The organism is Bradyrhizobium ottawaense, assembly GCF_900099825.1.
GTDB classification, from domain to species: domain Bacteria; phylum Pseudomonadota; class Alphaproteobacteria; order Rhizobiales; family Xanthobacteraceae; genus Bradyrhizobium; species Bradyrhizobium ottawaense_A.
The window spans coordinates 2119322-2145762 of record NZ_LT629693.1 but is presented as its reverse complement, the minus strand read 5'-3'; the positions used below and the strand labels follow the sequence as shown (position 1 = coordinate 2145762).

The 26441-nt window shown below is 63.3% G+C and carries 24 protein-coding genes; 13 read left to right on the top strand and 11 right to left on the bottom strand.

The window, feature by feature from the left end; genetic code table 11:
- Positions 1 to 11: 11 nt before the first annotated feature.
- The 3 genes from BLR13_RS10010 to BLR13_RS10000 are packed head-to-tail and all read left to right on the top strand — an operon-like array spanning position 12 to position 3436.
- Positions 12 to 785 carry an SDR family NAD(P)-dependent oxidoreductase gene (locus BLR13_RS10010; RefSeq protein ID WP_074824935.1) on the top strand — a complete coding sequence of 258 codons (774 nt, stop codon included), beginning with the start codon at positions 12 to 14 and terminating at the stop codon, positions 783 to 785.
- A 28-nt stretch (positions 786 to 813) separates the two neighbouring features.
- Entirely contained in the window at positions 814 to 2478 is a 1665-nt protein-coding gene (locus BLR13_RS10005; protein ID WP_074824937.1) for an FGGY-family carbohydrate kinase, read from the top strand.
- A 4-nt stretch (positions 2479 to 2482) separates the two neighbouring features.
- Entirely contained in the window at positions 2483 to 3436 is a 954-nt protein-coding gene (locus tag BLR13_RS10000) for a carbohydrate kinase family protein (RefSeq protein WP_074824940.1), read from the top strand.
- Positions 3437 to 3639: 203 nt separating this feature from the next.
- Here the strand turns inward: BLR13_RS10000 and BLR13_RS40030 are convergent, their stop codons facing one another.
- Positions 3640 to 3810: a hypothetical protein gene (locus BLR13_RS40030; RefSeq protein WP_154070846.1), complete on the bottom strand. Its 171-nt coding sequence runs from the start codon at positions 3808 to 3810 to the stop codon at positions 3640 to 3642.
- A 791-nt stretch (positions 3811 to 4601) separates the two neighbouring features.
- Here BLR13_RS40030 and BLR13_RS09990 point away from each other — a divergent pair.
- The 5 genes from BLR13_RS09990 to BLR13_RS09970 are packed head-to-tail and all read left to right on the top strand — an operon-like array spanning position 4602 to position 8878.
- Entirely contained in the window at positions 4602 to 5486 is an 885-nt protein-coding gene (locus tag BLR13_RS09990) for an isocitrate lyase/PEP mutase family protein (protein ID WP_074831697.1), read from the top strand.
- A 53-nt stretch (positions 5487 to 5539) separates the two neighbouring features.
- On the top strand, positions 5540 to 6535 hold the full coding sequence (locus tag BLR13_RS09985) for an ABC transporter substrate-binding protein (RefSeq protein WP_074824945.1): 996 nt from the start codon (positions 5540 to 5542) through the stop codon (positions 6533 to 6535).
- Positions 6532 to 7338, top strand: a complete 807-nt coding sequence (locus BLR13_RS09980) for an ABC transporter ATP-binding protein (protein WP_074824947.1) — start codon at positions 6532 to 6534, stop codon at positions 7336 to 7338. The genes BLR13_RS09985 and BLR13_RS09980 overlap by 4 nt, the downstream gene beginning before the upstream one ends.
- Positions 7335 to 8096, top strand: coding sequence for an ABC transporter permease (locus BLR13_RS09975; RefSeq protein ID WP_074824949.1), 762 nt, complete (start codon positions 7335 to 7337; stop codon positions 8094 to 8096). Before BLR13_RS09980 ends, BLR13_RS09975 begins: the two co-directional genes overlap by 4 nt.
- Positions 8093 to 8878 (top strand): ABC transporter permease, encoded by a 786-nt coding sequence (locus tag BLR13_RS09970; RefSeq protein WP_074831699.1) that lies wholly within the window; start codon positions 8093 to 8095, stop codon positions 8876 to 8878. Before BLR13_RS09975 ends, BLR13_RS09970 begins: the two co-directional genes overlap by 4 nt.
- A gap of 134 nt (positions 8879 to 9012) precedes the next feature.
- Here BLR13_RS09970 and BLR13_RS09965 read toward each other — a convergent pair whose 3' ends face one another.
- The 8 genes from BLR13_RS09965 to BLR13_RS09930 form a co-directional block, all read right to left on the bottom strand.
- Positions 9013 to 10137 carry a CaiB/BaiF CoA transferase family protein gene (locus tag BLR13_RS09965; protein ID WP_074824952.1) on the bottom strand — a complete coding sequence of 375 codons (1125 nt, stop codon included), beginning with the start codon at positions 10135 to 10137 and terminating at the stop codon, positions 9013 to 9015.
- Positions 10134 to 11798: an AMP-binding protein gene (locus BLR13_RS09960; RefSeq protein ID WP_074824954.1), complete on the bottom strand. Its 1665-nt coding sequence runs from the start codon at positions 11796 to 11798 to the stop codon at positions 10134 to 10136. Before BLR13_RS09960 ends, BLR13_RS09965 begins: the two co-directional genes overlap by 4 nt.
- 27 nt (positions 11799 to 11825) lie before the next feature.
- Positions 11826 to 13028, bottom strand: a complete 1203-nt coding sequence (locus BLR13_RS09955) for an ABC transporter substrate-binding protein (RefSeq protein ID WP_157793691.1) — start codon at positions 13026 to 13028, stop codon at positions 11826 to 11828.
- A 68-nt stretch (positions 13029 to 13096) separates the two neighbouring features.
- On the bottom strand, positions 13097 to 14677 hold the full coding sequence (locus BLR13_RS09950) for an acyl-CoA carboxylase subunit beta (RefSeq protein WP_074824959.1): 1581 nt from the start codon (positions 14675 to 14677) through the stop codon (positions 13097 to 13099).
- Positions 14674 to 15447: an ABC transporter ATP-binding protein gene (locus BLR13_RS09945; RefSeq protein ID WP_074824963.1), complete on the bottom strand. Its 774-nt coding sequence runs from the start codon at positions 15445 to 15447 to the stop codon at positions 14674 to 14676. The genes BLR13_RS09950 and BLR13_RS09945 overlap by 4 nt, the downstream gene beginning before the upstream one ends.
- Complete coding sequence (locus BLR13_RS09940; protein ID WP_079586461.1) at positions 15444 to 17234, bottom strand: branched-chain amino acid ABC transporter ATP-binding protein/permease; 1791 nt, start codon at positions 17232 to 17234, stop codon at positions 15444 to 15446. Before BLR13_RS09940 ends, BLR13_RS09945 begins: the two co-directional genes overlap by 4 nt.
- Before the next feature lie 2 nt (positions 17235 to 17236).
- Positions 17237 to 18115, bottom strand: coding sequence for a branched-chain amino acid ABC transporter permease (locus BLR13_RS09935; protein WP_074824969.1), 879 nt, complete (start codon positions 18113 to 18115; stop codon positions 17237 to 17239).
- A 10-nt stretch (positions 18116 to 18125) separates the two neighbouring features.
- A complete protein-coding gene (locus BLR13_RS09930) occupies positions 18126 to 19364 on the bottom strand; it encodes an ABC transporter substrate-binding protein (protein ID WP_074824971.1) in 1239 nt (412 codons plus the stop codon).
- Between the two features lie 174 nt (positions 19365 to 19538).
- Here BLR13_RS09930 and BLR13_RS09925 point away from each other — a divergent pair, with 174 nt between their 5' ends.
- The 5 genes from BLR13_RS09925 to BLR13_RS09905 all read left to right on the top strand — a co-directional run bounded on the left by BLR13_RS09925 (position 19539) and on the right by BLR13_RS09905 (position 24316).
- Positions 19539 to 20147, top strand: coding sequence for a TetR/AcrR family transcriptional regulator (locus BLR13_RS09925; protein ID WP_171944979.1), 609 nt, complete (start codon positions 19539 to 19541; stop codon positions 20145 to 20147).
- A 58-nt stretch (positions 20148 to 20205) separates the two neighbouring features.
- On the top strand, positions 20206 to 21837 hold the full coding sequence (locus BLR13_RS09920; protein WP_074831700.1) for an AMP-binding protein: 1632 nt from the start codon (positions 20206 to 20208) through the stop codon (positions 21835 to 21837).
- Positions 21834 to 23351: an acyl-CoA carboxylase subunit beta gene (locus BLR13_RS09915; RefSeq protein ID WP_074824978.1), complete on the top strand. Its 1518-nt coding sequence runs from the start codon at positions 21834 to 21836 to the stop codon at positions 23349 to 23351. Before BLR13_RS09920 ends, BLR13_RS09915 begins: the two co-directional genes overlap by 4 nt.
- A 109-nt stretch (positions 23352 to 23460) precedes the next feature.
- Positions 23461 to 23682: a biotin/lipoyl-binding carrier protein gene (locus BLR13_RS09910; RefSeq protein ID WP_074824984.1), complete on the top strand. Its 222-nt coding sequence runs from the start codon at positions 23461 to 23463 to the stop codon at positions 23680 to 23682.
- A 442-nt stretch (positions 23683 to 24124) separates the two neighbouring features.
- Entirely contained in the window at positions 24125 to 24316 is a 192-nt protein-coding gene (locus tag BLR13_RS09905; protein WP_074824985.1) for a hypothetical protein, read from the top strand.
- Between the two features lie 139 nt (positions 24317 to 24455).
- Here the strand turns inward: BLR13_RS09905 and BLR13_RS09900 are convergent, their stop codons facing one another.
- Both BLR13_RS09900 and BLR13_RS09895 read right to left on the bottom strand, forming a co-directional pair.
- On the bottom strand, positions 24456 to 24803 hold the full coding sequence (locus BLR13_RS09900) for a hypothetical protein (protein ID WP_079586464.1): 348 nt from the start codon (positions 24801 to 24803) through the stop codon (positions 24456 to 24458).
- Between the two features lie 147 nt (positions 24804 to 24950).
- On the bottom strand, positions 24951 to 26369 hold the full coding sequence (locus tag BLR13_RS09895) for an MmgE/PrpD family protein (RefSeq protein WP_074824988.1): 1419 nt from the start codon (positions 26367 to 26369) through the stop codon (positions 24951 to 24953).
- Between the last annotated feature and the right edge of the window lie 72 nt (positions 26370 to 26441).

The window sequence follows — 26441 nt, the reverse complement described above, 5'->3', positions numbered from 1 at the left end:
ATAACAAGAAGATGTATCTGGAAAAATTCAAACTTGACCGAAAGACGGCCCTGGTGACCGGCGCCGGTCAGGGAATCGGACTTGCCTGCGCCGAGGCCCTGGCGGAGGCGGGAGCGAAGGTCCTGATCGCCGATCGCGACCACCAACTTGCCGATACCGGGTGCGCGAGTCTGAAGGCGAAAGGCCTGGATGTCGAGATCGTCATCATGGACGTAACGGACTCGAAGCGTGTTACCGAGGTCGCCGACCAATTGGCATCCCGCTACGGCGGCATCGATATCCTTGTCAACAATGCCGGCATCGCGCGAAGCGAGACGCCGGCCGAAAAGGTTACCGACGAACATTGGCTGAACGTCATCGACGTCAATCTCAACGGCACGTTCTGGTGCTGCCGCGCTTTCGGCAAGCACATGCTGGACGCGAAGTCCGGTTCCATTGTGAACATCGGCTCGATGTCAGGCTTCATCGTCAACAAACCGCAGGAGCAGAGCTACTACAATGCCTCCAAGGCCGCAGTGCACCATCTCACCAAGTCGCTCGCGGCCGAGTGGGGCGCGCGCGGCGTCCGCGTCAACGCCGTGGCGCCGACTTATATCGCAACCCCACTCAACGCATTCGTCAAAAACAGCCCGCAGATGTACGATGCCTGGATCGGTGGCACGCCGATGGCGCGGATGGGGGAGGTCGACGAAATTGCCTCCGTCGTCCTGTTCCTGGCGTCCGATGCCGCCAGCTTGATGACCGGCAGCGTTGTCCTCGTTGATGGAGGCTATACGTGCTGGTGAGCTGGTGCTGAACTGAAGCGGGGTTGTGATGCAGCAGGCCTTCATCGGCATCGATGTTGGAACATCGAGCGCGCGCGCTGGAGTGTTCGACGAGAACGGAATCCTGCTGGCGACCGCCCGGCATCCGATCACGGTGTGGCACGAGGCTGGCAGCGTGGCGGAGCAGTCCTCCGCCGAGATCTGGGCGGCCTGCGCCACCTCGGTCCGCACGGCGATGGCGGAGGCCGCACTTCCAGCTTCCGCCATAAAGGGCGTGGGTTTCGATGCGACCTGTTCGCTTGTGGTCATCGATGCCTCAGGCAATCCGCTGACGGTAAGTAGCTCCGGCGACCCGCGGCGAAACGTCATCGTCTGGATGGACCATCGCGCGATGGCCGAGGCCCGACGAGTCAACGAGACGCAGGACGATGTGCTCCGCTATGTCGGCGGCTCGATCTCGCCGGAAATGGAAATTCCAAAACTGCTGTGGCTGAAGCGGCACCTGCCATCGACCTATCAATCGGCCGGTCATTTCTTCGACCTCGCCGACTATCTTTCGTTTCGCGCCACCGGTTCGACGGCGCGATCGATATGCACGGTTGTCTGCAAATGGAATTATCTCGCCCACGATCAGCGCTGGAGCCGCGGCTATTTCGAACGCGTTGGTCTCGGCGACCTCGTCGCCGACAAATACGCGAAGATCGGAACAGAGATCGTCGCGTCTGGCACGGCGCTCGGTGCCGGTCTGACGCAGTCGGCGGCACGGGATTTCGGCCTTCACGAAGGTACGCCGGTCGCTGCGTCGCTGATTGACGCTCACGCCGGAGGGGTGGGCACGATCGGCGGGCGCGGGAAGTCGGGTGAGTCGGTCGATGTGCGCCGTCGTCTTGCCTACATCATGGGAACCTCGGCTTGCATCATGGCGACAACATCGAAACCTTGCTTCGTCCCGGGCGTCTGGGGTCCCTATTATTCGGGGATGGTGCAGGGGTTTTGGCTCAACGAGGGCGGACAGTCCGCCGCCGGTGCGGCCATCGATCACCTCATCAGGTCTCATCCCGCCTATGACGAGGCTGTCGCGATCGCCCATGCTGCCGGCATGGAAGTCCTGGAATTTCTCGAACGGCGCATCGTCTCGCACGCGCCAAGCCTGGGTGGGGCGGCGTTTCTGGCCCGCGACATCCACGTTCTGCCCGAGTTTCTCGGCAACCGCTCACCCTTCGCCGATCCATATTCCCGCGCGGTGGTTGCAGGCATGGATCTCGACGTCGACATCGGCTCGATGGAGCGTCTGTTCGTGGCCGGGCTGTGCGGGCTTGCCTATGGTCTTGCCGATGTCGTCGAAGCTTTTCGATCGCACGGCGTGGATAGCGACATGATGGTGATCAGTGGTGGCGCAGGACGAAGTCCGCTGGTTCGCCAGATCATGGCGGATACGACGGGCCTGACAGTTGCGGTGCCCGAAACGCAGGAGCCTGTCCTGCTCGGTGCCGCCATGCTGGGTGCGGTTGCGGCGAAGTCTTGCGGGTCTATCGGCGAAGCGATGGCCTCAATGTCGGCGATCGGCCGGCTGAGCGAGTCGACACCGCCGGGATTGACCGATTTCCACCGGACAAAGCGGCAAGTTCACGCGCTGATGCGAAAGCTCGACCGGGAAAGCCGCGATGCCATGCGGAACATCGAATCGATTGCCGTAGTTGAGACGAAAAGCTAGAGCCATGCTGCTGAGTTGCGGAGATGCGCTAGTTGATTTCCTGCCGGTCAAATCCGTTGACGGGCGCTCCGCGGCCGTACCGGTCGTGGGAGGATCCTGCCTCAACATCGCTGTCGGCATGGCGAGGTTGGGAGCGCTGGCGGGGTTTGTGGGCGGCATCTCGACCGATCTTTTCGGACGCATGATCGCAGACCACGCGCGCACGTCGCATGTTGAACTTCGCTACGCGACGCGCAGCGAGCATCAGACGACGCTTGCCTTCGTCCGCCACGTCGAGGGCGAGCCGCAATATGCTTTCTATGACGAGGCGACGGCGTCCCGAAACTGGACCCATCGGCGCGGCTCCATCCCCTTCGCCGAGATCGAAGCAATCCATATCGGATCGACCACACTCGCCAATGACAAGGGCGCAGCCCAGGCGCAGGCGATCATCGAAGATGCAGGCGGGTCTACAACCATTTCCTTCGATCCGAACTGCCGGCCAAATCTCGTCAGACACAAGACCACCTATGTCGACCAGATGAATGCGTTTGCCGCCTCTGCCAATATCGTGCGGATGTCGGATGTCGACTTCGAGTTTCTTTATGGCGGCAGCGACTATGGCGAGTGGGCGAAATCACTTATCGCTGCGGGTACGAGCCTTGTCGTCGTCACGCGTGGAATCCGGGGTGCTCAGGCGTGGCATCGAGAGGCGGGTTCGGCTGAGGTCAAGGCGCCCGCGATAGATGTCGTCGACACGATCGGGGCGGGCGACAGCTTTCAGGCTGCACTGTTGTTCGCCTTGCGCGCCATCGGACGGATCAAAACCGAAGCGCTGGCGCAGTTAGATGCCGCCGAACTTCATCGGGTGCTGTCTTTTGCGTCGACTTGCGCAGCCTTTACATGCGGGCGCGCTGGGGCAGATCCTCCGCGGCAATCTGATGTCGGAGCGGCATTGTCTCGCCTGTTTGCCGAATAGGCTCGAATGAATCGCAGCGCCGCCCGAGCTTTTGCAAAAGGGGACGCCGCCAAGGCGCTCGCGTTTTACGCCGAGCATAATCTCATCCGGGAGTGTGCTCGGGCGCCTGGAAACCTACGACATGACACGCACCAATACTCATCCGGCTTACTCTTCCAAGTCAAATCGGTCGAGCGACGCTTTGATGCATGCACCAGTGTGCTTTAGTTGACGCTTTCGACCAGCTCTCGGATGGCCCGCGCCATTTCCCCGTCCGGCGCGCGGGCCTTGATGGCTTCGGCCAGGTTCTCCACCACGCGCGGATAATGCTGGACCGCTGCCGGGTGAGCTGACAGAGCCTGCGGATATTCTCGCCCGCGCCAGAGAGATCGCACGCGAGCTGACCTCGGAGACATCCGCCGTCTCGGTCGCGCTCACGCGGCAAATGCTGTGGCGCTTCGCTGGCGCCCGATCCGTTTGGCCTGCGATCGACGGTGCGATATCGAGAGAACGCGGCAGTCATGCCGGCGTCCGCGAAGGCATCGCGTCGTTTCTCGAAGATCGCCCGCCGGCTTTTCCCGGCAAGGTCTGCAGCGACATGCCCAGTCGGTATCCGCGGTGGACGGAAGACTAATTTGCTGTCCGGCGGTTTCCCAGCTGCGCAAGGCCGGAACGAGGCGCCCATCCGCCGGTGGTTCCGCCGAAATGAGGGTGCGGAATCCGGTTCACGCCGGGTGAACCCCGACGTTTAGTCGGGCATCCCTGTTTGCCAAGGGCTTCTCCGATAACTAGCATGGGGACGAAAACGGTTGTGCCTCATTGGTCCAGATTGCGTTTCGCGAGATCTTACCTGGTGAACTGCGGAGTAGCTCATGACGGCTTCAGGTCGACTACGCGAGATGCCGCGGCAGGATATGGTTGTGGCGCCCGGCGCCTACGATTGCATTACCCAAAGGTAGCCGCACTTATCTCGAATTCGGGTTGCGATCCGACGGTCACCACGCGCGACGAATTCAGGAGCCTGATCGAGCAGGACACGCTATTGTATACCAAGTTAATCCGGGAAACGGGCTTGCGGCCGGAATAGGCTAAGCGCGGCGCATCGTTGCCTGCTGAACAACAAAGCAAATGCGTGCGGGTGGAACCCACCGGTGCGCAGATTTCGAAAGTCAAGGGAGGGGATAGTTTGGCTGAAGCAACGACGTTGCGTTCGCTGTTGAGCAGGCAGGGGTGTCTGACACTTCCTGGTGTCTTCGACGGCATTTCGGCGAGAGTGGCGACGAGCATCGGTTTCGACGCGCTTTACATGACCGGATATGGTGTGGTGGCGTCCGCGCTTGGCGTAGCCGACGCAGGTACCGCAACGTTCACCGAGATGCTTGACCGTGTCCGTGTCATCGCCGGCGCCTGCAACAAGCCGTTCATCGCCGATGGCGACACTGGCTACGGTGGATTGCTGAACGTCGATCGCACCGTTCGTGGCTATGCCAGTGCAGGGGCGTCAGGTATTCAGCTCGAGGATCAGGAATTCCCGAAGAAATGCGGGCACACCGAATTCCGTCGCGTGATTCCGCTTGAGGACGCGGTCGCCAAGATCCGTGTCGCCGTGGATGCGCGGCCGGATCGCAACTTTCTCATCGTTGCGCGGACCGACGCGCGTTACGCCGAGGGCATGGACGCTGCCCTACGGCGGGCCGAGCGCTTTCTTCAGGCCGGCGCCGACGTACTGTTTATCGAAAGTCCGGAAAGCCTGGAAGAATTGCGCCGTGTCGCCGAGACGTTCAAGGGAGCAATTTTGCTGGCGAACATGGTCGAGGGCGGTCGCACGCCCTATCTATCGACGAGCGAGCTGGCCTCGATGGGATTCAAAATCGGACTCTATCCGGCCTCTGGCTTCCTGACGGCGGCGGGCGCGCTGCGATTGGTTTATCGCCATCTCAAGACGACCGGATCGGCCACCGGCAGCGAAGCACCGATGTTGCCGTTTACGGATATGAACACGCTGATGGGCTTTCCCGCTGTGCATGCCTTCGAAAAGCGGTACGGCCTGGCGGATAGCCACAAGAAGTAACGGCATCCCGATCGACAAGATCTGAAAGATAACAACCGCAACAGGGAAACGTCATGACAAAGGGAAAATCACTGGTGCGAGCCGGCCTGATCCTGGGCCTGGTCGCTTCGACCGTGGGCTGGAAAGCGCCGGCCGCGCGGGCTGAGACCATTACCGTCACGCATTGGGGCGGACAATTCTATGGCGTGCCCTATGCGGTCGCCATGGACAAAGGGTTCTTCAAGAAGAACGGCGTCGATGTCACGGGCATCCTGACCGCAGCGGGTGGTGGCACCGCGGTTCGCAATACGTTGGCCGGCGGCATTCCCTTCGGTGAAGTCTCGCTGGCCGCAGCGGTGCAGGCCATCAATTCCGGCCAGAAGCTCATCATCATCGGCGCCGGTGCACAAAGCGTATCCGACCAGATGTGGGTGGTGAAGAAGGATTCGAGTCTCACCGGTATCAAGGATCTCGTCGGCAAGAAGATCGCCTTTACCGCGCCGGGCTCCGTGAGCAACATGGTGATCCTGATGGCTCTGAAGGCCAACGGCATTACCCAACAACAGGTCAAGCTGGTGCCGGCCGGCGATCTCGGCGCCAACCTCGCCGCCGTCAGCAGCGGTGCCGTCGATGCCGGCTTCTCCGACGAGCTGGTGTTCGCGCAAAACAAGGAACTGGTGAAGCCGCTGTTCATGGTGCGCGATGCGATGGACTCGCGCATGATGCAGACGGTGATGATTACGACGGCAGAGTACGCCAAGACACATCCCGAGGTCATCAAGGGCCTGATCGCTGCTCGCCGCGAAGGGCTGGCTTACGCCCTGGAGCATCCGGACGAATCCGCCGACATTACTGCCAAGGCCTATAATAATCCGAACGCCAATCTGTTCCGGGCCCATCTACAGGCGTTGATCAAAGAGAAATACTGGAGCGACGGCCGGCTCGACTATACGGCCATGAACCACATGGTCGAAGGTCTGCAGATCACCGGCCAGATGACCGGCGAAGTGGACTGGTCGAAATACGTCGATACGTCCTATCTGCCGGCGGATCTGCGTGCCTCGAAATGAGCGGAGCCTACGGGGGCGAGCCCTCGCACGTAACCCTGAGCGGAGTGGTCCGGAATTATGAAGGGCCCCCGGTCGTATATGCACTCGGCCCGATCGACCTGGAAATCCGCCGCGGTGAATTTTTCTCCGTCGTCGGGCCTTCGGGTTGCGGCAAGTCGACTTTGCTCGATGTGCTCTGCGGCCTGGTACGTCCGACCAGCGGCAGCGTGCATTTTGAAGGCAAGGAACTGCACGGCCAGGTTCCGGAAGGCGTCGGCGTCGTCTTTCAGGAAGATTCGAGCATGCGCTGGCTCACTGTCCGGCAGAACGTTGCGTTTGGCTTGCGCACCTCGAATCTGCCGGAAACGGAAAAAGCCGAACGGGTCGAGCACGCCATCCGTTTCATGGGGCTGGTGCAATTCGCCGATCATTATCCGGCGCAACTCTCCGGCGGCATGCGGCAACGGGTCTGCATTGCGCGCACGCTGGTGCTTCGGCCAAGGCTGATCCTGCTCGACGAACCCTTCGGCGCGCTCGACCAGCAGACCCGGCTTTTGATGGGCGACGAGTTGCTGCGGCTCTGGCGCGAGACCGGCGCCACGGTGCTGTTGATTACCCATGCGCTGGATGAAGCCGCCATGCTGTCCGATCGCGTCGGCGTGATGAGCGCCAGGCCGGGCTGCTTCATCGACATGGTGGAGACCGGTTGGCCTCGCGAGCGTGACAGCCGCATCGTCTCGCATCCGAGTTTCGGTACACTGACGGCGCGGCTGTGGTCTTCGCTTCGCGAGGAGTCCCTCAAGACGATGGGGAGGGTGGCTTGACGCGGCGGCGCGCGGCTCTCCTGGTCCGCACCGCCGTTTTGGCAGGACTGGTTCTGCTGCTCGAAGTCTGCTGCCGTACCGGTATCATCGATCCGCTGACCGTCATTCCACCCAGTGCCATGGTCACCTCGATGATCGACCATGTTTTTTCCGGAGAGCTTGACGAGAGCATCATGCAGACGTTCTCGACCATCGCGCTTGCATTCGTGCTGGCGCTCGGATTGGGCACATTGGGCGGCGTCCTGCTTCACCGCTGGTCACGGTTGCGCGATATCTTCGATCCGTTGCTGGCCTCGTATTACTCGGTGCCGACCTTCATCTTCTATCCGCTGCTAGTGGCGCTGCTTGGCCTGGGCAAGGCGCCGCTGGTGGTGCTGGGTGTGCTTTCTGCCGCGCCTGCCGTGATGATCGCCACGCTTTCGGGGCTGGATGGCGTTTCACCCGTGCTGTTGAAGCTGGCCCGCGTCCAGCGGCTTGGCCCGGCACGAACCCTGTGGTGGATCGTACTCCCCGATGCGCTGCCCCGCCTGTTCAGCGGTTTCAAGCTGGCGCTGAGCTATGCGCTGATCGGCGTCATTGCGGGTGAATTCATCCTCTCCGGCACCGGGCTCGGTTACTCGATTTCCTACGCGTACCAGAGCTTCGACAACCGCGCGATGTACGGCCTGATGCTGTTCGTATTGCTGGTCGCGATCGTCGCCAATGGAATTCTCTATGTATGGGAGGGGCGTCTGGCGCGCCGCCGTTCAACAGGATGAGCGAGTTTTCACTTGAGGTCTCACCGTCGAAAAGTGCGCGCAGGCGCATCCACGCATTCGATGCTACGTTGCTGACCCTGGCGATACTGGCGCTTTGGCAGGCGATTAGCATTTGGACGAAAGGCGTTGCCGTTTCGCCGCCGCTTCAGACGCTGGCCTATCTGTTTGATTTGTTTCGTACCCCGATGTTCTGGGACCACGCGGCAGCGACACTGTATGCGTTTCTGTTGGCTTTCGCGCTTTCGTCGATGATAGGCTTGGCGCTCGGACTGATATTCGGGGTGCACCGCTTCACGGGAGAAGTCGCCGAGCCGATGCTGGTAGGCTTCTATACGATTCCCAAGGTAACGCTTTATCCGGTCGTGCTGCTAATCTTCGGCCTTGGCATGTCGGCCAAGGTGGCATTTGGCGTAATGCATGGCCTCGTGCCGATGACGCTGTTTACGCTGGGGGCGGTGCGCGGCCTGCCGCCCGTATTGATCCGGACGGCCAAGGTGCTGCGGCTTTCGCCCGGGCGCACCATGCTCTGGGTACTGTTGCCGGCTTGTCTGCCGGATGTCATCAACGGCCTGCGAATCAGCTTTTCGCTGACAATGCTGGGTGTGCTGATCGGCGAGATGTTTTCCTCGCAACACGGCCTTGGATTCCTGCTGGTCAACGGCATGGCGCAGCATAACGTTCCGCTGTCGACAGCCGTCGTTCTTGTCGTCGTCGTGGTTGCCATTGCGGCCAATACGTTGATGCTCCGACTAGGTCGGCGGGCTGCGCATCGCGCCAACTGAGAATGTACTAAAGCGTTCCGCAAGCTGCCAACCGGTCGGCCAGATCGGTCGTACCGGGGAGAATGGTATGACGCCGAGACCGTTGACGAACCTCAAGACGATTTTCAGCCGGCGCGAGGCAACAATTCTCATCTTCAGGCAAGTAACCGATCGATGTGGGGCTTCGCTAAGCCCCATTTCCCCAAGATCTCATGCGTGTCGTCGCCAGAGACGCGAGCGGATCGCGGGACTGCCGTCGGCGTGCGGCTGAAGCGTGGTGCCGGAGCCGGCTGCTTGACGCCGTCGATCGTGATGAACGTGTTGCGCGCGGTGTTGTGTGGATCGCCGATGGCTTCGTCCCAGTCAAGCACCGGCGTCGCGCAGGTGTCGTCACCGCCAAGCAGCGTTACCCATTCGTCGCGGCCGCGCGTGCGGAACATCGCGGCGAGCGCCCGCTTCTGCGCCGGCCATTTCTCCTTGTTCATTTGCTCATCGAACAGGGGATCGTGCAGCCCGCAGATCTCGCGGAAACGGGTGAAGAATTGCGGCTCGATCGCGCCGAGTGCGATGAAATTGCCGTCGGCGCAGGCGTATGTATCGTAGAAGGGGGCGCCGCCATCGAGCATATTGTTGCCGCGCTCGTTCGTCTGGCGCCCGGAAGCCCGCCCCGCAAAACGCCCGGCCGAGAGCAACGCCACGCCGTCGGTCATCGCTGCATCCACGATCTGCCCTTTGCCGGAGGCGCGCGCCTCCAGCACCGCGGCGAGCACACCGAAGGCGAGAAACATCGCGCCGCCTCCGAAATCGCCGACCAGGTTCAGCGGTGGCGGCGGCGGCGTATCGGGGCGCCCGATCGCGTGCAGCGCCCCGGTCAATGCGATGTAATTGATGTCGTGTCCGGCCCGTGCGGCCAGCGGCCCGTCCTGGCCCCAGCCGGTCATGCGGCCGTAGACCAGCCGCGGGTTGCGCGTCAGGCAGACGTCGGGCCCGAGGCCAAGGCGCTCCATCACGCCGGGGCGATAGCCTTCGGTCAGGACCTCGGCCTTTTCAACCAGCGCCAGCGCGGTCTCGACCGCGTCAGTCTCGCGCAAATCGAGTTCGACGATACGGCAACCGCGCCCGGTAACGTCAAAGCGCGGCTCGGTGTCGAAGATCGTGCCGCCCGGCCGGCGTATGCGGATCACTTCCGCGCCGAGGTCGGCAAACAGCATCGCGCAGAACGGACCCGGGCCGATGCCGGCCATCTCAACCACGCGTAGTCCGGCGAGCGGCCCACTCATCGCGCTTCATCTTCGATGGCGCCGAGACTGGCGAGTTTCTCGCGGCGAATCCGTAGCCCCGCCGCTTCGCGGTCCCACGTGCCTGCGCCAATTCCGTCCGCGCGCAGCAGGTGCTTCTGGACTTTCTGGGTCGGCGTCTTCGGCAGTTCAGGCAGCACGCGGATGTAGCGCGGGATCATGAAATGCGCGAGCCGCGGCTGTAGCCAGTCGAGCAAGGCGGTGCAGTCGATCGTCCGGCCCTCAACAGGCGCGACCACGGCCAGGACGTCGTCCTCGCCAAATTCACTGGGAACGCCGACCACAGCGACTTCGCGCACGTCCGGATGGCCGTTGATCGCCGCCTCGACCTCGAACGACGAGATGTTTTCGCCGCGCCGCCGGATCGCATCCTTGATGCGATCGACGAAGAAGAGTTCTCCCTGCTCGTTGCGGCGAAACGCGTCGCCGGTGTGGAACCACCCGTTACGCCAGGCCCGCGCGGTGGCTTCGGGATTGCCGTAATAGCCGTGGCTCATCGCCCAGGGCGCGTCGGTGCGCAATACGAGTTCGCCGACCTTGCCCGGTTCGACCTCAATGTCGTTGTCGTCGACGACGCGGGCGGAGACGCCGGGGCGCGGCCGGCCGCAGGTTCCGAGTGTCGCTGGATTGCGTTCGGACAGGATCGGCCATGACGTTTCGGTCATGTTGAAGACGGTGTAGACGTCGACGCCGAACCGCTCTCCGAATTCCTCAAAACCATCGGCCAGTGGCACGATCGCGACATTGCGCAGCGTGTGGTCGCGGTCGCGCGGTCCCGGCGGCTCCTTCAGCAGGAACGGCACCATGGCGCCGAGCAGAGTGAGGTAGGTCGCTTGGGTGCGCCGTACCGTGTCCCAGAACGTGCGGGTTTCGAACGCCTCGACCAGCGCAATCGAGCCGCCTTTGGCCAGCATGCGATAGACCGCGCCGGTGCCGCTCATGTGGAACAGCGGAAGGTTGACGAGATTACGGTCCTCGCCGGTCAGCGGCGGAAACGCCAGCGCGCAGGACCCGCAATGCATATACGAGCAGAGCACGCCCTTGGACGGCCCGGTGGTACCGGACGTGTAGATGATCATCTGGTTGTCCCAGGGCATGATCGGCCGCGGCGGCGGCGCCGGCTCGGCCTGTAGCGCGAGCTCGGCGACGTCGTGATGGGTAAATCCGGGCAGGCGCTTGTCGCTCGCGCGGGGTCCGATCAAGAGCAGCTCGGTCAGCGCGCAGCGGTCGATGTCGAGGATGCGGTCGGCTAGATCGGCGTGCGAGATCAGAAATCGCGCGGCGGAAACCCGCACCGCGTTTTCCAGAACCTGTCCGCGCCAGGCGATGTTCATCGGCACGTAGACGGCGCCGATGTAATTGATCGCAAACCAGATACGCAGCGCGTCCGGGCTGTTGGGCAGCCAAGTGAGCACGTGATCGTCCTGGGCTACGCCCATGCGCTGCAACGCCGCGGCGGTACGCCGCACCGTCGCGCGGGTTTGCGCGTAGGTCCATTCATTGCCGTCGTCGAAGCGGACGAAGACCTTGTCGGGCGCTTCGGCCGCGTTGCGGTCGAGAATGTTGCGCAACACGCAGACATCAGGCGAAAATACCCGCGTGTCGTTCCACGCGGTGCCTGCCGTTGCAAGGTCACTTTCCATCGTCGTATTCCTTCGTCGCTCGGCCGCTTACACCGCGCGCTTTCGGAACACCGCCATCGCCGTGGGATCGCGCCCGGACAGCAGCGTTGCCATGGTCATATCCTCGATCGAGATCGCTGCATGGTTTGTCGCCGTAAAGTTCAGCGTGCCGAGCAGGCCGTTGTAATTTTTGGTCGCGTCCATGGCGCGCTTGACCTTTTCGGGGTCGAAGGATTTTTCCGATTCGATCGCCGCGCGCAGCATGTGCAGAAAATCGTAGAACGGAGATGCCGCCACGTTGACGCCGGTCTCCTTGGTCTCGGGGAAGGCGTTGGCCTTCTTCGCGAACTCCAGCTGCCGGGCGCCGATCGCCTCCTTGTCGGTCCAGGTCAGCGTCTTGTAGTAGGTTCCAGCCGCGTTCTGCAGTGCCTCTGCCGGCACGAGGTCGAGCAGCGAGTCGGCAAACAGCGCGCTGTGGCCAGCGATCGCCGGATAATATTTTTGGGCGTGCATGGAATTGAATCCCTTGGCCGTGATCGGCGTCGAGCCGGTCCAGAACAGCACGCCGTCGGCGCCGGCCTTGCGCAAATTGCCGACATAGCCGTTCAGGTCGGGAGCGGTGATCGGAAACACCTCGACGCCGACCGGCGTCACGCCGAGCTTTTTCAGCACGGCCTGGCAGGCGGCGACCACCTGTTCGCCATAGGCGGTGTTTTCCTGCAAAATTCCGATCTTCTTCAGCTTCAATGTTTCGACCAGATAGCGCGAGGCCATCTCGGCCTGGAGATCCGAATTGAAAGTACACTGATAGTGCCAAGGGTAACGCGTACCATCGCCGGCTTCCGAGGCGATGGCGTACATGGTGGTGATGGTCTTCGCTGGCGTCGTGACGGCCAGTGCCGCCAGCGACTGGCTCGATCCGGTCGGGCCGCAAATGTAGCGAACGCCGGATTCCTGTAGCTTCTTGATCACGGCCGGCTCGCGAGCAGGCGAGGCCTCGTCGTCCTCTTCTTGCCGCGCGATCTTGCGGCTCATCACGCCGCCGGAGGCATTGATGTCGTCGATGGCAATCAGGCCGCCGATATAGAGCGGGGCGTAGGAAGAGGCGAGCCGCCCCGTCGTCGGCCGGATCCAGCCGATATTGAAGGCTCCGTCCGCCGCAAAAGCCCTGCCGCTCAGCGCGCCCGCACCGAGCGCCGCTGCGCCGCCGAGAAAAGCCCGGCGATCGAGCAAAATTCTTCGTTGCGTCATGATACTTCCTCCATGCATCGGGCTTGATCTGATTGTTCTTGCTGGGTTCACCCGGCGGTACGCCGACGCTAGATCGGTGCGATCGACCGAAATTTTGGCGGATGGTCGTTTTCGCGCCTTGGCGGCACCTGATCGAATATTTCGATAATGCGCCGGCGCGTGGTGCGCGGGTCGATTACGTCATCGACGCCAAAACCTTCGGCGGCATGGATCGAGGCCGTTTGCGCGCGCGTCTCCTCGATCATTTGTTGCCTGCGGGCCTGCGGATCGGGCGCTGCCATGTAATCCTTGCGGAAAGCGACATCGATCGCGCCCTCGATCGACATGGCGCAGATCTGCGCCGACGGCCAGGCGAAGCAGGCGTCGGCGTCGAAGGCGCGGCCGCCATTCATCGCGAAATAGCCGAGGCCGAAACCCTTGCGGATCACCACCGATACCCGCGGTACGCTGGCATGGCCCCATTCGAAGATCAGCTTGGCGCTTCGGCGTCCAAGCGTGGTGCGCTCCGCGGTTGAGCCGATATAGAAGCCGGGCACGTCGATCATCGAGACGAGAGGCAGGCCGAACGCATCGCACAGCGCGATGAAGTGAGCGCCCTTCTCGCAGGCGTTGGCGTCGAGGATTCCGCCCGCGCGCATTGGCTGGTTGGCGATGAACCCGACGGGGCGTCCGCCGAGCCGCGCAAAAGTCGTGATGATGTTGCCGGCAAAGGTGGGCTTGAGTTCGAACAGGCTGTCGACATCGGCGATGCCGGCGATCACCCGGCGCATGTCGTAGGCGCGGCGCGTCGAGTCCGGCAGGATGTCGAGCAGCGCATCGTCGCCGCGATCGGAGGGATCATCGGTCGGAACGAAGGGGAGCGACTTCCGCGCATTGCCCGGCAGATAGGACAGGAATTGCCTAGCGGCGGCGAACGCCTCGTCCTCGTTGGCGACGCCGAGATCGGCCAGCCCCTGCTTGTCGACCTGCACTTCCGCGCCACCGAGGGTTTCCTGGTCGGCGTCTTCGCCGGTGCCTGCCTTGACCAGTGCCGGGCCCGCGAGGCCCATGACCGACTGGCCGCGTACCATGACGACGAAATCGGCGAGGCCGGCATAATTGGTCGGTCCGGCGAAACCGGCACCGAGCATCAGCGCCACCATCGGTACCCAACCCGAGGCCCGCGCCAGATCGTGGAACATGCCGTTAGCATGAGCGAAATGGCGCGAATTTTGTCCACCCTGGATGCGGTGGCCGCCGCCATCGAGCATCAGGACCATGGGAATTCCGCGTCGAATGGCAATCTTGACCATGCGCTGGGTCTTGGCACTGCCGAGCTTGCCAATGCTGCCGCCGAAAACGCTGAAATCCTGCGAGAGGATTACGACAGGGCGCCCGTCGATGCGCGCCGTGCCGGTCACGACGCCATCGGCCGGTGAAGTCTGCCGGGGAGGCAGCTTGCCGGCTTCCGGCTCGCTCGCCGCGAGCGCGCCGATCTCGTCGAACGAGCCGGGATCGACCAGGCGTGCGATCCTGGCGCGCGCTGAAAGCCGGCCGCGCTCGGCGAGGCGCTTCATCGCTTCGGGGCGGGCCGCGTCCATCAACAGGGCGCGCTCGGATTCGATTGCGGCCAGGATTTGCCGCTGTCCGGCGTCGGGATGGTGCTTCATGATCCTCTCACTCCAGGTTCGGCCCCGACCGGCGCTCCATGCTCACCCATAAAGGCCTTGTGCAGCGCATCGCCGCTGGCGATCTCGTGCGCCGGTCCGCTCGCGATCACGCGACCGTTCTGCAAGACGTAAGCGTAGTCGGCGATTTCGAGCGCGCGCTCGACCATCTGCTCGACCAGCAGAATGGCGACGCCTTGAGCGCGCAGCGAGAGAATCGCGTCCAGCACCTGGTCGACGAGCACGGGTGCGAGGCCGAGCGAAGGTTCGTCCAGCATCAGCAATTTCGGCTCGCGCATCATCGCTTGCGCGATCGCCAGCATCTGCTGCTGTCCACCTGACAGGCCGCCGGCGATCAGGTCCTGCTTCTCGCGCAGCACCGGAAAGAGTTCGTGGATGCGATCAAGGCGTTGCCGGCGCTGCTCAACGCTCAATCGCAGGCCGTAGCGGCCAAGCTCGATGTTGTCGGCCACGCTCTGCCGGCGAAACAACCGGCGACCTTCCGCGACGTGCAGCAGGCCGGCTTCGACAATGGCGTGCGTCCGTGCGCCGGCAATGCTGCGGCCATCGAACACGATCTCGCCGGCGGTCGGCCGGTTGAGGCCGGAAAGCGTGCGGAGCAGCGTCGACTTGCCGGCGCCGTTGCGGCCGACCAGCGCGACAATGTGGCCTGCAGCGGCAGCGACCGAGACGTTTTCAAGCACGCGGACGTGGCCATAGCCGGCGTAGATGTTGCGCGCCGAAAGCAGGGGTTGAGCGCCTGGAGTGGTCATGCTGGCACCCCCGTCTTCAGTGCGCGCTCACCCATATAGGCGCGCATGACGCCTGCGTCATTGAACACCGTGGCAGGCTTGCCTGCGGCGAGCACCGTGCCGCGGTCCAGAACCGTGACGTGGGTTGCGATATTGGCGACCAGGTCGAGATGATGCTCGACGATGACGATGGTGGCGCCGAGTTCGCGAATTCGCGTGATCAACTGTTCGAGACGTTCGAGCTCTGCCATCGAAAGTCCTGCCGCGGGCTCGTCGAGCAGGATAAGCCGCGCGCCGCCCATCATTGCCCGCGCGATCTCGATCAGGCGCTGCTGGCCGTGAGGTGTTTCACCAGCGTCGGTGTCGGCGCGATCGGCCACGCCGACGAAATCAAGAAAGCCGAGTGCTTCCTTGCGCAGACGGCGTACTTCTTCGCGCGCGTGAGGTAGCCGCAGCGCGGTCGACAGCAGGTTCGCGCGTTCGCGCGTGAAGGCGCCGAGCATGACATTGTCGAGTGCGGTCAGGTCGGCCACCAGGCGGGGTGTCTGAAAGGTACGGCCGATGCCGCGCGCGGCGATTTTCTGCGCGCTTGAGCCCAGGGTTTCGACGCCGCCGATCCTCACGCTGCCGGCGTCGGACGTGTAGTAGCCGCTGGCGAGATTGAGCAGCGTCGTCTTGCCCGAGCCGTTGGGCCCGACGATGGCACAGCAGCTTCCGGCTGGTGCAGAAAAATCCACGCCGTCGAGCGCCAGCACGCCGCCAAATCGCTTGGACAGGCCGGATATTTCGAGTGGAAGACCGGCAATAGGCGGGTGTTCGATCTGTTGGATGGCCTCTGCCGATGCAAGCGGCCTCGGCGCCGGTGGCGCGAAGCGTCGCCAGGTCTGCCGCAGCGCGCCATAGAGCCCGTGTGGCGCGAAAAGCATGAGGCCGAGCAGCATGAAGCCATAGATCAGCATGCGCCAGCTCTGCATGCCGGCCAGCAGTTCGGGGATCAGAAAGAAAACCAGCGCGCCGATGATCGGGCCCCAGAGGGTGCCGAGTCCGCCGAGCACGACGGTGAGCAGGAAAAAGATCGAGAAGTCGGCAGTGAAGTCATCCGGTGTGACGACCGTCTTCTGCACGGCGAAGAAAGCGCCGGCGATGCCCGCCAGCGCGGCCGATATCACGAACGCGACGAGCTTCGTGCGCTGCGGCGAGGCGCCGACCGCCAACGCCGCCGGTTCCACGTCACGCACCGCGACGAAGGCACGGCCGAAGCGCGAATGGACGATGTTGCGCACCAGAATGAAGACGACGATCGTCACCGTCACGACGGTGTAGTAAAGCGGCCTGGGGCCGAATTCGAAGCCGAAGGCCGAAGGTGCCGGCACGCCGACGACGCCGGCAAAACCCTTGGTCAGCCAGCGCCATTCGACGATCATCTTCTCGAACACCAGCGCGAAAGCGAGCGTGATGAACGCGAAATACCAGGTATTGAGCCGAAACGCCGGCAGCGCGGCCAGCACGCCGAGCCCGGCAGCGAGCACCATCCCGACCGCAGCCGCTGCCCAGAACGACCAGTGATGGTCGACGGTAAGAAGCGCGACCGAATAGGCGCCGATGGCGAAGAAAGCGGCGTGGCCGAGCGAGACCTGCCCGGCATAGCCGGCCAGAAGATTGAGGCCGATTGCAGCGATGACGTAAATGCCGAGCTGCGTTGCGACGAACAGGGCGTAGGAATTGGCGCCGACGAAGGCGGGCAATGCCAGCGCGACGGCAAGCACGGCGACCTGGAGAGCAAAGGGAAGAGCGGTACGCAACGACATCGTCAGACCGTCCGCGCATTCGGACGGCCGAACAGGCCCTCAGGTCGCAGCAGCAGGACGGTCAGGACGACGACAAAGATCACCGCCTCCTGATATCCCGGCGACAACAGTGACGCGCCGACCGCTTCCGTAACTCCGATGATGTATCCTGCGATCAGGGCGCCGCGGTTGTTGCCGATCGAGCCGACGGCCGCGGCGGCAAACCCTTTCAACAGCAGATCGGGTCCGAGCGCGGTCGAAGCGTAGAGGATGGGTGCTGCGAGAATGCCGGTCATGGCGGCGAAGGCGGCGCCAAGAAAGAACGACCAGCGGCTGAGGCGATTGGGATCGATGCCGCGCAGCAGTGCGGCCTCGCGGTCCTCCGCCACCGCCATCACCGCCTTGCCTCTCAGCGTTCGGTACGCGCGTTCGACAATCGCGACCAGGACGATAGTCACGAGCACGAGGGCGATCTCGTAGGAACTGACATGGGTCGGTCCTAGGTCGAGCGCTTCCATGCTCAGGGGGGCCGGCGGCTTGACCAGGATCGGATCCGGTCCCCAGACCCGCCCGACCAGATTGGAAATGATCAGCGACATGGCCAGCGTGGTAATGACCCACCCCGTTCCGGTCTGCGATCTTGCCAGGATCGGCGCGACGGCGACCCGTTCCTCGACGATCCCGATCAGGCCGACCGCGACCAGCGTTGCCGCGAAGGCGACGAACCATGGCATTCCGGCCAGCGACGTGATGCTGGCAAAGATCATCGCGCCGAGCATCACCAGTTCGCCTTGCGCGAAATTGAAGACGTTGGTCGGCCTGTAAAGAATATTGAAGCTGACGGCGACCAGCGCATAGAGACTGCCGGCGACTATTCCATGCGACACTACATCGAGGTCCATATGCCTGCCTTCACTGATCGCGTGCACGGGCGCGCAGGCATCCCATTGCGCGCGGATCCTGCCCCGACGCCACCGACACCAGGACGACGTCCTTCACGCCGATGCCCGAATGGGTTTCGGGCGTGAAGGAAATGTTACCGAGCAGACCCTTGTGGTTCCTGAGATTGTCGAGCCCGCGCTTGATCGCCTCGGGCTCAAAACTCTTTTCCGACTCGATCGCCGCCTTGAGGCAATAGAGAAAGTCGTAGTAGGGAGCGGCGGCGACGTTGACTTCAAAGCCCCTGGCTTCCGGATATTGCGACAACTTCTTGGCGAATTCGACCTGAGGTGCGCCGGGCTGTTCGGTATCGCTCCAGGTGAAATTGCGGTAATAGGTCGCAAAGACGTTCTTCACGGCTTCGGCCGGCACCAGATCGAACAAGGCGGGCAGCATCAGCCCGCTATGACCGGCCACCGGCGGGAACCATTTCAGCGTCTTCATGGCATTGAAAATCATCGCCGCATTGGGGACATTGGCGATCCAGCCGATGACGCCGTCGGCACCGGCCTTCTGCAGATTGGCGACATAGGCCGAAAGATCAGGAGCGGCGATCGGATAGACCTGTTCGCTGACCGGCGTGAGCCCGAATTTCCTCTGCAGCACCGACTTGGTGGCCGCCGCCGCCTGTTCTCCGAACGCGGTATTTTCCTGCAGGACGCCGATCTTCTTCAAGCCCAGCACCCGCACCATGTAGTCGACGCAGACGTCGGCCTGCTGGTCGGTGTTGAACATGATCTGATAGTGATACGGATATTTCCGGCCGTCGCCCGCTTCCGCCGCCGCCGCATAGGCCGACTGGACGATTTTGGCGGACGTCGTCGCCGCGATCGACGCCAGCGATTGCGAGCTGCCGGTCGGCCCGACGAAGCAACCGATCTCCTGCTCGCGCAGTTTTCTGACGATGCCGGGCTCCTTGGCCGGCGAACCCTCATCATCCTCCTCGATGCGCGCGATCTGACGTCCGAGAATGCCGCCCGCCGCATTGATCTCGTCGATCGCGATCAGGCCGCCGAAATACAGCGGGGCGAACGAGGAGGCAAGGCGACCGGTGGTCGGCCTGATCCAGCCGATCTTGAACGGTTGTTGTTGCTGCGCGAATCCGGGGCCGGCGCCGAGCGCGGCGACACCGGCTTGCGCGGCGAGGCGCAATAGCGCGCGCCGGTCGATGACATCACGGCAAAGCAGCGGGACTGCTGGCGTCGGGCGCATGCGTCTCTCTCCCATGGGCGGCTCTTGTATTCCGGCCGCTCGCCGCTCATCATAATGCTTGCTAGTGGACCAGCAAGTGGAATAATAACCGAAGCCATGAATTTCACGGGTTCCGATACCAGGCCAAAGCCGGCGTCGCGGCAGGACGAGCGGCGGCGCGCGTCCGATGAACGCATGCTGCGGGCGGCGATGACGATCATCGCGCAGAAGGGCGCGGCGGGTGCCACGCTGGCCGAAATCGGCGTCGCCGCCGGTTTCAGTCGTGGGCTGCCGGCCGAACGCTTCGGCACCAAGCTCGCGCTGTTGCAGACGCTGATGGATTTCATGGAGGGCTGGTTTGCCGAACGCCTGCGCAAGGCAATGGGAGACAGAGTGGGTCTCGATGCGGTGCGGGCTCGCATCGACGCGCACATCGACAGCGCCTGCGCGAGCCCGGTCGCCACCGCGGCACTCTATTCCCTGTTCGTCGAGTCGCTGTGCGCGATACCGGAGTTGCAGCCGCGCACCCGCGCGCTGAGCGCTGGCTTTCACGACGGGTTTTCCGGCCATCTCGCACAAGCCAAGCGTCGCGGCGAACTGCGTGCCGGCGTCGACGGTGCCAAGATGGCGAATATCCTGGTGGGCATGCTGCGCGGCCTGATCATCCAGTCGCTGCTTGAAGGCGATGCGACGCGGCTCGCGGCGAACCGTGCGCAGATTCACGCGTTCATCGACATGGGTTTGCGCAAGCACGGGGAAGGCGCGACAGTTCGCGCCGTTGCTCCGCGGCGAAAGACGGCCTGACGGCGCCTCGGCGCCGCCGCAAAACGACCGCCTGAAGGCGGCGCAATGGGAGGCGCTGATGAGTGGTGACAATAAAGCCCTGTCCCCGGCGGACAGGTTTGTGCTGCGCAATCTGGTCGATCGCCATGCGCGCGAACGCGGCGAGAGCGTCTTTGCGCTGTTTTCCACCGGCGACCAATGGAGTTACGCGCGCCTGCGCGGCAACGTGCGCAAGGTCGCGGCCAGCCTGCAGGCGCTCGGGGTGAAGCAGGACGATTTCGTGCTGTCGTGGCTGCCGAACGGTCCGCATGCGATCGCGGTCTGGTTCGCGCTGAACTACATCGGCGCGGTGTATGTCCCCGTCAACACCTCGTATCGCGGGCGGCTGCTGGCGCATGTGATCCAGAATTCCGGCGCACGGCTGATGGTGGCCGATGCGCGGCTGGCCGACCGGCTGGCGGAGGTCGAGACCAGCGGCCTCGATACGCTGGTGACGATTTCCGGCGATCCGCCGCCGGCGCTGAAGGGAATTCGTTGTCTCAATGAGGATGCACTGTCGGCCGCGGCCGGCGAACCCAGCGATCCGCCGCGCGCGATCATGCCCTGGGATACGCATGCGATTATCTACACGTCGGGCACGACTGGGCCGTCGAAGGGCGTATTGTCGTCGTACCGGCATCTCGCCGCGACGACAGAGGCGCTCGATACGGTTACGTCCGAGGATCGCGCGCTGGTCAACCTGCCGATCTTCCACGTCGGCGGCACCAGCGGCGTCTATCGCATGCTGGTGCGGGGTGGATCGATCGCGCTGGTCGAAGCCTTCGACACCGACACCTTCTGGGACACGGTGCGCAAGACCGGCACCACCACCATGACGCTGCTCGGCGCGATGATCCCGTTCCTCATGAAAGCGAAGCCCACGCCGCGCGATCGCGATCATGGCTTGCGGCAGGCCATCATGGTGCCGCTAGCCGAGGATGCGGCGGAATTCACCGCGCGGTTCGGCGTCGACATCTACACCGTCTTCAACATGACGGAGATTTCTTGCCCGATCCTGTCGGAAAGAAACCCCGGCATCGCCAAGACCTGCGGCCGCGTCCGCGCCGGTTTCGAGGCCCGCGTGGTCGATGATCACGACATCGAGGTACCGCACGGCACCGTCGGCGAATTGATGGTACGGGCCGATGAGCCCTGGACGATGAATCACGGCTACAACGCCAATCCCGAGGCGACCGCGCGCGCCTGGCGCAACGGCTGGTTCCATACCGGCGATGCGTTCCGGCGCGACGAGGCGGGCAATTTCTTCTTCGTCGACCGCATGAAAGATGCCATTCGCCGCCGCGGCGAGAATATTTCGTCGTTCGAGGTCGAGGTCGAAATCGGCGCCCATCCGAAGGTGCGCGAAACCGCCGTCGTCGGCGTTCCCAGCGAATTTGGCGAGGACGAAGTGATGGCGATCGTCGCCGCGATGCCCGGCGCCGAGATCGATCCGGTGGACATCATCTCGTTCCTGACGCCGCGGCTGCCGCATTTCATGGTGCCGCGCTACATCCGCTTCATGTCGGAGCTGCCGAAGACGCCGACGCAGAAGATCGAAAAGCATGTGCTGCGGTCGGAAGGTATTACGCAAGACACCTGGGACCGCGAGCGGGCCGGCATCCGCCTCAAACGCGAGAAACTCGTGGCGGGCGATCTGAGGGTGGGGCAATGAAGGACGAGACCAAGCTGCGCGCCGATCTGGGCCTCGTGCTGGAGGCCCAGGCCCAGCGCCTCGACACGGCGCGGCCGGACGCGGTGGCGCGGCAAAAGAAGCGCGGCCGGTGGACGGCGCGGCAGGCGCTCGAGGCGATCGTCGACGAAGACAGCTTTGTCGAATTTGGCGGGCTGGTGCGTCCGGCGACCAAGGGCATGGCGGGCGCCGCCGATGGCCTGGTGATGGGCTTTGCCAAGGTCGGCGGCCGTGCCGCGGATCTTGTACTGTATGATTACTCCGTCTACGCCGGTACCCAGAGTGCGATGAACCATGCCAAGATATCGCGCATGTTCCTGCACGCCGAGAAGCACAAGCTGCCGGTAATCTGCTGGCTCGACGGCGGTGGCGCACGTCCGCACGATATGCACGTTCCGGCGCGACCCTCGACCGAAACGTTTGTGGTGTTCGCGCGGCTGTCGGGCCTGGTGCCGACCGTCGGCATCTCGCCGGGCCGCGCCTTTGCCGGTCACGCCAATCTCGCAGGCCTGTGTGATGTGCTGATCGCGACCGAGGATTCGGCGATGGGCATGGCCGGGCCGCCGCTGGTCGAGGCGGCACTCGGCAAGAAATACACGCCGGAGGAAATCGGCCCGTCATCGGTGCACTGGGCCTCCGGCGTCATTGACGTGCTGGTCAAGGATGAGGCCGAGGCGATCGCCGCGGCAAAAAAATATCTCGGCTATTTCGAGATGCAGCAGGCTCCGGGAGAAGCGCCGGACCAGATGCTGCTGCGCGACATAGTGCCGGAAAATCCACGTCGCGCCTACAATGTGCGCACCGTGGTCCAGACGCTGTGCGACCGCGACAGCGTGATGGAGGTCAAGGCCGGCTATGGCAAGGCGGCGGTCACGGCGTTCGGTCGCATCGCCGGCCGCACCGTGGGCGTGATCGCCAACCAGCCAATGTATCTCGCCGGCGCGATGGACACGCCGGCATGCCTGAAGATGGCCCGTTTCATCCAGATTTGCGACGCCTTCGACATTCCCCTGGTCGTGCTTTGCGATACACCGGGCCTAATGGTCGGGCCGGAGGTCGAGAAGACCGGCCTGATGCGTCACAGCGCGCGCGTGCTCTCTGCGCTCGCCAATGCCACCATCCCCGTGCTGACGGTGGTGCTGCGCAAGGCCTACGGTCTTGGCTATTACATCATGGGCTCGCGGCCGCTCGAGCCGGCGGTTCTGCTCGCCTGGCCGACCGCCGAGTTTGGCGGCATGGGTCTTGAGGGGGCGGTCAACATCATCCATGCCAAGGAACTCGACGCCACGGCCACTCCGGCGGAGCGTGCCGAACTGCATGCGGGCCTGACCGCAGAACTCAAACGCTCAAATACGGCGGTGGAGAGCGCGGCAAAATTCCTCTACGACGATGTGATCGACCCCGCCGATACGCGCGAAATTCTTATCCGGACGCTCGATACCCTGCCGAACCCCGCACCACGCGCGGCGCGCAAGCGCGTGATTGAGCCGTTTTGACAGGAACTGACGCGCAACGAAGTGCATCTCGCACAGCCTGCGGGCGCCGGGACGTGCGTGCGTAGCCGCCGTAAATTGGATTGATGGGACAAGAACCACGGAGACCTAAATGTCGAAACTCGAGGCCCGCTCTGAAGTCAGCGGATTTGTGTGGAAGATCGAAACTGCGCCGGGCCAGCGGGTCGCCAAAGGCGACACACTTGTCTTGATTGAGTCCATGAAGATGGAAATTCCGATCATCGCGGAAGCTGACGGCGTCGTCGTAGCTATCAAAGTGGAGGAGGGCGGAGCGGTCAACGAGGGCAGCACGGTTGCCATTCTGGAAGTTTGATTGAGCTTTCATCCGGGTTCTCGTGTGGCGACCTCCAGTCGATGGATCCCCTCAAATGGCAGATTTCGGCGCCAAGCGCGTGTTGCGCAAGGTCGACGATCCCAATCAGACAATACCGATCTCCGTATGGGCAGGCCCGGCGTTCGGGACTCTTACATTGCCGCTAGCGGCCTTATCATCGTTCAGTAATGGAACTTATAGCGGAACGAGAGCGCAGCCGCGCCATGCCGTCCGATAAGTCTTTGAAAACAAAAGACCATCGCGAGCGAGGACTGAATGTAGCGCCCTCTCGGGACCATCAATTCAGCCGACAATTGGGTACCCATAGGGCTGGCCGAACAGCCCATATGCCCAACCAATTACCGAAAACTCCCAGTCTCAGCGCCCTTGACGCGCCTGACCTTCGCGTCAGAATGAACGCCGTACATAACCGGGAGCGTTCATGAAATTCTACATAACCGCGCTCGATACATCTGGAACGGTCACGTTGCATCGTGACTCCGTACCCGCCGCAATCAAGAAAGCTTCCGAGCTCATTTCTGACGGATGCTTGAACGTGGAAATCGTCATGCCGGACGGGGCAACCTATCGCCGCAGCGAATTTGAGCAGTTGAAGGAGCGGATCGGGGTTTGATCGGCGGCCGATCAGGCCGGTCCTGGTCGGCTTTCGGGATTCCGTCTCGGCTGCGCTGACCGATATGCTCTCTCGCTACCAATTGCCTTCGGCAGTGCTAACCGGGAATGCCCCGCAGCGGCCGACGCGCAACAAGATATCAAGCACTTTTTCTTTGGCTGGCGCCCACTCCGCGGCGCCATTTTGCGGTGCCATGAAACCATGCGCCGACCAGAATTGACGGCGCCACGGCGGCGGCCATGAAATAGGGCGACAGCGGCTTCGGCGTGATCCATTCGATCGCCATCACCGACACCAGCCACAGCGCCGCGAGCGAGATCGCCAGATCCAGTCCCGGCAGCTTCAGATGATAGAACAGGGCGCCGATGATCATTGCCGGCGCCAGCAATGCGCCGATCACGAAGACGGATAGTTCCTTCGGCGTCAGCGCGTCGATCAGCATCGCCGCCAACAGCCAAAGCGCGCCTGACATGACGGCCGTGTCCATCGGGTGTCTCATGGCTTCCCCCCACCTTCCCGTCGGGTGGTATCGAAGTGGGAACCGCGGCGTGCGTCAATAGCTGTTCAGCGCAAATATCTCCTTGGCGCGAATCATCCGCGGGCCGCGCCCGCGCCGCGCAGACCCTGTGAAAGGCTATGCGAGCAGCGCCATCAGCGGACCAACGCGAAATCCGCCGGTGGCCGCAATGGCGCGTTCGACCGCTGTCGTCTTTTCGGGACCAATGGCGTCGGCCAATAGCGCGGTTGCCTTCGCCGTTACCCGTTCGTCGGGCACGGGCCTGCTCCAGCTTCCCATCGGGGCATCGCAACGCCGCCGGATGACCTGGCCATCGTTCAATTCAACTGATATCTCGACATACATCTGGTCGAAGCGGCCGGAGATCGCGCCATCGCCGATCAGGACGGTGCGATCCAGCAGGGCCACGACATCGTCCTTGAACCGTCGTTCGTCCTTGAAGCTTGCGGGCTCCACCTTGCCGTCCAGCAGGGCGATAGCAGCCGTATATTGCCATGAGAATTTTCCGTCGAGGCCCGAATGCGGGCGCGGCCGGTCGATGTAAGGCATCGCCGGCGTTCGCAGTTCGATCCGTGAAATCCGGTTCAACGCATCGGCGCCGATAGCGTCGCGCGCTTCGAGTGCTGCGGTGATGGCGAAATGCGTCGCGAATTGCGACGGGAAAAGCTTCCAGGCCGGACCAGGGTTCAATGCGCGGCCGTTGCCGATCGGCGCCAGCAAATGCGCGCGGTCGAACGTCGCGCCGAACAGCGAAGCGCCCCAGCCGCGCGGGCTGCCGAGTGCGTCTTCGTCGGCACTAAAGCCTGCCGCCGCCAGCATTGCGGCCTGGACGCCGTTCGCGGCGGCGTCGCCACAGTGCAGCGCCTTGGTCATCGAGCCGACATTGGCGAGCAGTCCGCCGGTGCGCGAACTGGCGATCGCGACCGCCGCAGCCAGTCGCTCGCCTTCGAGGCCAAGCATGTCTGCGCATGCGAGTGCTGCCGCGAGCGCGCCGACAGCGCCCGGCGGATGGATCGAGAGTTTTGCCGGTTCGATCTGACCTGACGCGAGGCGGAGCCGCCCCTGCGCCTCGACGCCCTTGGCGATGGCACGCAACACGACGTGTCCTTGCGGGCCGGCGCCGTCCCGCTCGCGCAGTTCGGCGAGCGCGAGCAGGGCCGGCAACAGCGTCGACAGCGCGTGGTTCGGCGGATTCCACATCGGCTCGAAATCCAACACATGCATCGCCATGCCGTTGACGCGTGCCGCCTGCACGACGCTGGTCGCAAGCCCATGGCCGATCACGGTCGCCGGGCCATCCGGACATTCGGTCCTCGTCTGCGCCGCCATCAGGCTGGGCCCGCGCTCGCCGGCGCCTGCCACCGCGACGGCAAGGCCGTCCAGCAACAATAGCCTGCAGCGATCCAGCAACGCCGGATGGTCCGGCTGCCATGCCGATAGCAGGTCGGTGAAAGCGCGGGTCAGCGAGACCGCCGGTGCATCGGCGGTCACGCCATCGGTTCGCGGGGTTCCATGATCGAGATCCAGTTTCGGCATTTTCTTCCTATTTCCACTTTGCATATGAATGTATACAAGGTTATACACTGAGCAAGGTCGAAGTTTCTCCCT

What these genes read in the sequence shown, in the direction of transcription:
- BLR13_RS10010 (WP_074824935.1), top strand. Translation starts at nt 12, where the DNA reads ATGTATCTGGAAAAATTCAAACTTGACCGAAAGACGGCCCTGGTGACC.
- BLR13_RS10005 (WP_074824937.1), top strand. Translation starts at nt 814, where the DNA reads ATGCAGCAGGCCTTCATCGGCATCGATGTTGGAACATCGAGCGCGCGC.
- BLR13_RS10000 (WP_074824940.1), top strand. Translation starts at nt 2,483, where the DNA reads ATGCTGCTGAGTTGCGGAGATGCGCTAGTTGATTTCCTGCCGGTCAAA.
- BLR13_RS09985 (WP_074824945.1), top strand. Translation starts at nt 5,540, where the DNA reads ATGACAAAGGGAAAATCACTGGTGCGAGCCGGCCTGATCCTGGGCCTG.
- BLR13_RS09980 (WP_074824947.1), top strand. Translation starts at nt 6,532, where the DNA reads ATGAGCGGAGCCTACGGGGGCGAGCCCTCGCACGTAACCCTGAGCGGA.
- BLR13_RS09970 (WP_074831699.1), top strand. Translation starts at nt 8,093, where the DNA reads ATGAGCGAGTTTTCACTTGAGGTCTCACCGTCGAAAAGTGCGCGCAGG.
- BLR13_RS09965 (WP_074824952.1), bottom strand. Translation starts at nt 10,137, where the DNA reads ATGAGTGGGCCGCTCGCCGGACTACGCGTGGTTGAGATGGCCGGCATC.
- BLR13_RS09960 (WP_074824954.1), bottom strand. Translation starts at nt 11,798, where the DNA reads ATGGAAAGTGACCTTGCAACGGCAGGCACCGCGTGGAACGACACGCGG.
- BLR13_RS09955 (WP_157793691.1), bottom strand. Translation starts at nt 13,028, where the DNA reads ATGACGCAACGAAGAATTTTGCTCGATCGCCGGGCTTTTCTCGGCGGC.
- BLR13_RS09950 (WP_074824959.1), bottom strand. Translation starts at nt 14,677, where the DNA reads ATGAAGCACCATCCCGACGCCGGACAGCGGCAAATCCTGGCCGCAATC.
- BLR13_RS09945 (WP_074824963.1), bottom strand. Translation starts at nt 15,447, where the DNA reads ATGACCACTCCAGGCGCTCAACCCCTGCTTTCGGCGCGCAACATCTAC.
- BLR13_RS09940 (WP_079586461.1), bottom strand. Translation starts at nt 17,234, where the DNA reads ATGTCGTTGCGTACCGCTCTTCCCTTTGCTCTCCAGGTCGCCGTGCTT.
- BLR13_RS09935 (WP_074824969.1), bottom strand. Translation starts at nt 18,115, where the DNA reads ATGGACCTCGATGTAGTGTCGCATGGAATAGTCGCCGGCAGTCTCTAT.
- BLR13_RS09930 (WP_074824971.1), bottom strand. Translation starts at nt 19,364, where the DNA reads ATGCGCCCGACGCCAGCAGTCCCGCTGCTTTGCCGTGATGTCATCGAC.
- BLR13_RS09925 (WP_171944979.1), top strand. Translation starts at nt 19,539, where the DNA reads ATGCTGCGGGCGGCGATGACGATCATCGCGCAGAAGGGCGCGGCGGGT.
- BLR13_RS09920 (WP_074831700.1), top strand. Translation starts at nt 20,206, where the DNA reads ATGAGTGGTGACAATAAAGCCCTGTCCCCGGCGGACAGGTTTGTGCTG.
- BLR13_RS09915 (WP_074824978.1), top strand. Translation starts at nt 21,834, where the DNA reads ATGAAGGACGAGACCAAGCTGCGCGCCGATCTGGGCCTCGTGCTGGAG.
- BLR13_RS09910 (WP_074824984.1), top strand. Translation starts at nt 23,461, where the DNA reads ATGTCGAAACTCGAGGCCCGCTCTGAAGTCAGCGGATTTGTGTGGAAG.
- BLR13_RS09905 (WP_074824985.1), top strand. Translation starts at nt 24,125, where the DNA reads ATGAAATTCTACATAACCGCGCTCGATACATCTGGAACGGTCACGTTG.
- BLR13_RS09900 (WP_079586464.1), bottom strand. Translation starts at nt 24,803, where the DNA reads ATGGACACGGCCGTCATGTCAGGCGCGCTTTGGCTGTTGGCGGCGATG.
- BLR13_RS09895 (WP_074824988.1), bottom strand. Translation starts at nt 26,369, where the DNA reads ATGCCGAAACTGGATCTCGATCATGGAACCCCGCGAACCGATGGCGTG.